Source organism: Actinomycetes bacterium (genome assembly GCA_035506535.1).
GTDB lineage: Bacteria > Actinomycetota > Actinomycetes > DATJPE01 > DATJPE01 > DATJPE01.
The window spans coordinates 1-4,866 of record DATJPE010000027.1; the positions used below are offsets into that span (position 1 = coordinate 1).

Annotated in this window: 11 protein-coding genes; all 11 read right to left on the reverse strand. The window is 73.0% G+C overall.

Annotated elements, in window-relative coordinates; genetic code table 11:
* On the reverse strand, positions 1 to 331 hold a 331-nt coding region (locus VMI11_03390), incomplete at its 3' end, for a hypothetical protein (protein ID HTY71450.1).
* A 116-nt stretch (positions 332 to 447) separates the two neighbouring features.
* Positions 448 to 627 carry a hypothetical protein gene (locus VMI11_03395; protein ID HTY71451.1) on the reverse strand — a complete coding sequence of 60 codons (180 nt, stop codon included), beginning with the start codon at positions 625 to 627 and terminating at the stop codon, positions 448 to 450.
* Positions 624 to 1,118 (reverse strand): ferritin-like domain-containing protein, encoded by a 495-nt coding sequence (locus tag VMI11_03400; protein HTY71452.1) that lies wholly within the window; start codon positions 1,116 to 1,118, stop codon positions 624 to 626. Before VMI11_03400 ends, VMI11_03395 begins: the two co-directional genes overlap by 4 nt.
* A 184-nt stretch (positions 1,119 to 1,302) precedes the next feature.
* On the reverse strand, positions 1,303 to 2,400 hold the full coding sequence (locus tag VMI11_03405; GenBank protein ID HTY71453.1) for a phage minor head protein: 1,098 nt from the start codon (positions 2,398 to 2,400) through the stop codon (positions 1,303 to 1,305).
* The gene (locus VMI11_03410; GenBank protein ID HTY71454.1) at positions 2,393 to 2,647 is read right to left on the reverse strand and encodes a hypothetical protein; all 255 of its coding nucleotides are present in this window, start codon (positions 2,645 to 2,647) and stop codon (positions 2,393 to 2,395) included. Before VMI11_03410 ends, VMI11_03405 begins: the two co-directional genes overlap by 8 nt.
* Entirely contained in the window at positions 2,625 to 2,795 is a 171-nt protein-coding gene (locus VMI11_03415) for a DUF1059 domain-containing protein (GenBank protein ID HTY71455.1), read from the reverse strand. The genes VMI11_03410 and VMI11_03415 overlap by 23 nt, the downstream gene beginning before the upstream one ends.
* The gene (locus VMI11_03420) at positions 2,792 to 2,980 is read right to left on the reverse strand and encodes a hypothetical protein (protein HTY71456.1); all 189 of its coding nucleotides are present in this window, start codon (positions 2,978 to 2,980) and stop codon (positions 2,792 to 2,794) included. Before VMI11_03420 ends, VMI11_03415 begins: the two co-directional genes overlap by 4 nt.
* Positions 2,977 to 3,276, reverse strand: coding sequence for a hypothetical protein (locus VMI11_03425; GenBank protein ID HTY71457.1), 300 nt, complete (start codon positions 3,274 to 3,276; stop codon positions 2,977 to 2,979). The genes VMI11_03420 and VMI11_03425 overlap by 4 nt, the downstream gene beginning before the upstream one ends.
* Positions 3,277 to 3,425: 149 nt before the next feature.
* Positions 3,426 to 3,641 carry a hypothetical protein gene (locus tag VMI11_03430; protein ID HTY71458.1) on the reverse strand — a complete coding sequence of 72 codons (216 nt, stop codon included), beginning with the start codon at positions 3,639 to 3,641 and terminating at the stop codon, positions 3,426 to 3,428.
* The gene (locus tag VMI11_03435) at positions 3,638 to 3,856 is read right to left on the reverse strand and encodes a hypothetical protein (GenBank protein HTY71459.1); all 219 of its coding nucleotides are present in this window, start codon (positions 3,854 to 3,856) and stop codon (positions 3,638 to 3,640) included. Before VMI11_03435 ends, VMI11_03430 begins: the two co-directional genes overlap by 4 nt.
* A gap of 19 nt (positions 3,857 to 3,875) precedes the next feature.
* A partial coding sequence (locus tag VMI11_03440) for a DUF4055 domain-containing protein (GenBank protein HTY71460.1) occupies positions 3,876 to 4,866 on the reverse strand: 991 nt, incomplete at its 5' end.

Consider the following 4,866-nt stretch of genomic DNA (forward strand, 5'->3'; position numbering starts at 1 on the left):
GCGGGCGCTGGGCCTCGGCGACCTGGCGCGCCACGATGGCGGCCACGTCCTCCGCGCGCCCGACGCCGGACGCCGCGAGGGCCTTCTCCTTCTGGTCGAGCTCCCGGTACTTCGCGGGGTCGATCCCCTCGAACGCCTTCAAGCGGGCTTGCGCCGCCTCGAGCTCCTTCGCCTGCGCGATGTTCCGGTCCCGGAACTTCGCCTCGGCCTGCTTCTCCGCGGCCCGCGCGGCCGCGGCCGCGAGGTCCGGGTGCTGGTCCGCGTCCTCGAGCTGGAGGACGTACTTCCCGTCTTCGCGCTGAACGTACTGGTCGCGGAGCCCCTCCGGCACCCCGCTCAGGTCTTCTAGGATCGCCTTCGCCATAGCCCCCCGGGCAGTCAACCGGGCGCGCGGGTCATCCGCGCCCCACGTAAGCTAACTTTACCCCGCCCGGGGGGCGCGGGGGGTTACGTCCCCTTCCTCCCCCGCCTGGGGGCCCGGCGGAGCGCGTACAGCGCGACCAGCACCGTGGCCCCCCACATCACCGCCGCCGCGGCGACCGCGCAGTAGAGCGCGGTCACCACGCGGAGGACGGCCTCGACCTGCGCGTAGGCGAGGGTTACTAGGGCGGTCTGGTCCGCCGTCACGCGACGGTCGAGAGGTAGCCCTGGAGGCCCATCTGCGCGACCTGCTCGAGCTGCGCGCGGAACTCCTCGGCGTGCTCCTCCTCGTCCTTCAGCATGTGCTCGACGACGCGCCGGGACGTGTCGTCGTTCTTCACCCGGAGGTCGACGATCGCCTTGTTCTGGTCGACGATCGACTTCGCCTCCGCGGCGAGCGCGGCCCTCAGCATCCCGAGGACGTCCGGCGCGACCGCGGGGCTCGTCGCGGGGTTGTACGTCGGGTCGAACCCGAGCGCCAGCATCCTCCGCTCGACCCAGCACGCGTGCTTCCGCTCCTCGTCGCGGGCCCACTTGAAGACCTTCGCGAGCTTCGAGTAGTCCCAGAGCTTCAGCTTCTGGTACGCCGCGTGGTGCATGATCTTCATCTCGTACTCAGACGTCAGCAGCTTCTGGAGGATCACCCCGATCGCCGGGTCCGTCCCCGGGTCGAGCGACTTGTCGGTGTACGTGCTCATCCTTACCCCTTCCTGACCGAGGCGCGGAGCGCCCGGCGTCTCTGCCTCAGCCCCTCCCACTCCTCCGGGAAGAGCCACCGTTTCACGCTACGCCACGCCACCATCGCGGACACCCCGCGCCGGCGCCCGACCTCCGCCCACGGCAGGCCGCGCTCCGCCAGGCGGAGTCGCCGCTCGGCCTCGGTCACCGCTTCACCAGGTCGTCCAGCTCGGGCACGTCTACCCCGCGCCCGCGCAGGTAGTCCGCGATGCCGCCCAGCGTCTCGTCGTCCGCATCGGCGTCGAACACCAGGGCCTCGGCCGCGAGGTCGAACCCCTCGGGGTTCGCGTCCCGCGCGCGGGCGAGCGCGGCGCGCGCCGCGTCGGGGTCGGCCCCCTCGCGCTCCGCGACGTCGGCGACCTTCTCCTCCGCCGCGTCGGAGACGAGGTCGGCGCGCTCCTCGTCCGTCGCGTCGAGGACGTCGTCCGTCGTGCTGTCCGTCAGGTCCTCGACCTCCAGGAACCCGTCGACCACCTCGTCGTCGGACCACTCCCCGGAGAGCCCCAGCAGGCCGACGATGGCCGCGACGCCCTCCGCGGCCTCCGCGTCCTCCTCGCCCTCCGCGGCGACCTCGGCCTCCTCGCCCTCCGCGGGAACCTCGGCCTCCTCGCCCTCGGCCTCGGCCTCGGCGGGGACCGCCTCCTCCCCCTCCTCGGGCAGCGGCACGACGGCCGTGACGGTGCACCGACAGCGCGGGTGGAGGGGCGGCCCGTCCACCCCGCCCTCGAACAGGTCGTCGAGCGGGACCGTCGCGCCGTCGAGCGGGTCGCACCGGTCGCACGGCCACTCCCCCAGCTCCGTGACCCGCCAGCGCTTCATCACCTCGCCCCGGAGGAACCCCCGGTCCCGCGCCTGGCGCGCCGCGGCGAGCTCGCCCGCGACGAGCGACCCGACGATCTCCGTCCGGGCGATCGTCTCGCCGCGCTCACGGAGCTTCCGGTCCGCGTACTTCGCGACCAGCTTCTCGATCCGCGAGGCGTCGAGGACCCCCTGCGACTCCAGCCCCGCGCGGTAGTTCAGCACGGCGGCCGCCTGGCGCTCCGTCAGGCCGACGACGTCCTCAATCATCCGTGCGGCCTTCAGCGGCTCGATCCCCTCGTCGATCGACCTCCGGACGATGGCCTCGATCGCGTCGCGCGTCTCCCTCGAGACCCTCCAGGTGTAGTTCCGGAGGTACGCGTCCGTCATCCGGACGGCGTCGGGGTTCCGCCCGTCGAAGCGGAAGGCGATGGCCTCAGGCACTCAGCTTCTCCGCCCCGCGCTTCGCGCCCCGGAGCCAGGCGTCTCGGACGATCTCCCGCGACGGCTCGAGCGCGTCCTCGACGTCGAACGACCGCTCGATCAGCTCGACCGCGCGCCGGGCGTCGCGCTTCGAGAGCGCCGCCGCGAGCCCGGCCGCCGGGAACCTCCCCCGCGCCTTCGTCATCGCGAGGACGAAGGCCCGCGCGAGGCGCGCCTCGGCGCGGTCAGTGGTCCCGTCCACCGTCACGCTGCTCCTTGTGGTCGAGGTTCATGTGCTCCGCCAGGGCGTCGATCACGTCCTCGACCGTCTCGCCGAACACCTGCGCCCGGCACTGCGGGCAGAACGCGGCGACGGACGTGGCGGCCCGGAACACGGGGACGAACGTCTCGCTCATCCCCGCCCCTCCATCGCGTCGGCCAGGCGCCGCAGCAGCGCGGGCGCCCGCTCGGCCCGGACGTGCCCCTTCACCTCGCCGGCCCAGACGTTCTTGTAGTTGACGTCGACGACCGCGCGGTAGTCCGCGGTGCCGTCCTTCCGCTCGCCGCCCGGGGTGACGTTCAGGATGATGACCCGGATCATACCCCCTCCTCCTTCGGCACGCGCCACAGGGACGCCTCGACGGCCCGGCTCCGGTCCAGGGCCGCCTCGGCCTCGTTCAGCATCCGGTTCAGCGCCGAGACCCACGACAGGGCCCGGTCCGTCTCGGCGAGGCAGCGCGCGCCGAGGACGAGCCCCATCGCGGTCGCCTCCCCCGTCGTCACGCCCGGCGCGAGGGGCCCGTCCTTCACCGCCTCGTTGACGTGGTCGAGGAGCCTCTCGCGGGTCGTGGCCGCGTAGCCGTCCCTCGCGCAGAGCCGCTCGAACTCCGCCCACACCTGACGGTGCCGGCGGAGCCTCTCGCGGAACCCCTGGTGGGGCGCCCACTGCCGGCCCGGCGGCAGCGGGCTCCGGCCCCCGCACGCCCCGCGGTTCGTCCGGAGCGCCCGCGCCCGCGCGCCGCGCTCGGGCTCCGGCGCGGGGTCCGTCACTCCTTCAGCACGAGGGCCGGGTTCGCCGCCACCGCGTCGCGGACGACGTCCTCCGGCTCCAGCTCCGGCACCCCGAGCGGCGTCACCAGGAACGTCGCGAACCGCTCCGCGCCGTACGCGGACTTCAGGTCCTCGAGCCGCTGCGCCGTGACGCCCGCCTCGAGGACCCGGTAGCCGCCGTCGCCCCGCGGCACGTGGACGTCGTAGGTCACCGCTTCTTCCCCTTCGCCCGGTCGATCGCGGCCTGCGTCCCGAACCGGCGCTGCGCCGCCTCGATCGCGGACTTCGCCGCCGCCTTCTTCGACGCCGGCATGTCGGTCTGGTTCAGCCGCGCCGCGGCGTTGTCCGCGTGCGCCTTGTCGCCGATCGGCAACTTCTTCACGACGTTGCCGTCCTCCTTATACGTCACCGCGAACTTCTTGGCCATCGTCCCTCCTTACCTCTGATTATACGCCCTTGCCCTCGCCCTTCGTCGCGATCGCGAGCGCCGCGAGGTGCGCCAGCGCCTTCTTCTTGTCCGCCCCGTGGTCGCCGCCCTTCACGGGCTGGCCGGTGTCGGCCTTCACCACCAGCCAGCGACCCGCGCGGTTGAGCAGCTTGTACGGCCCCTCGTCCTTCGCCACGACGTCGCCCGGCTTCACCCCGGGCCCCGCGTCCTGGACCTTCGGTCCGGGTGCGCCGGGCTTCTGCCCCGGCGCGCCCAGAGGCGCGGGGGCGTTCGGCATCTGCGCCCCAGGCGCCGCCGCGGCCTGCTTGTGGATCTGCGCCAGCTCCTCCTCGGCGCTGACCGGTCGGGCGAGCCCGCCGTCGGTCATCGCGGCCCAGAAGGTGTCGTAGCTGATCGCCTCGGCCTGTAGCGCCTGGACCCACGCGGTCAGCGTCGGCGCATCCATCTTCGCCGAGAAGAAGTCCTTGTTCAACTCGAACTTCACCTCGTCCGAGTCGAAGTCGTTGGGGAGGTCCCCGCCCTCACCGGCCCACCAGGCGTGCGTGCGGAGCACCTGGGTGAGGGCCTGCTCGCACGACTGGGCGATCGTCCGGAGAGTCGCGTGCTCCCCGGCGTGCCGCATCTCGACGGACGTCGCAGTCTCGCGGCTTGACTTCCCGGGGGACTCGAGGAGCCGCGCTCCGAGGGCCGCCATCATCGACCGCTTGTCGTCGTCGGCCTTCTCGAGCGCGCGGAGGCCCGCGCCCGAGAACTCGAGCATTCCGCACTGGCCGCCCTGGTTCAGGATCAGCACCGTCTCGGCGCCGAGGGCGATCGACGTGTCACTCTTCTCGGCGGCCGGGACGCCCGCGAGCCAGGGGGTCGGGAGCGCGACGAAGTGGCGCCCGTGCTCCAGGTCGGCCATCGTCCGGTAGTGGGAGAGGTTCAGGTCCGCGAGGTCGACGAGCGGCGGCTTCTCGACCTTGTCGGAGACGGCCGTCGGCCCGACG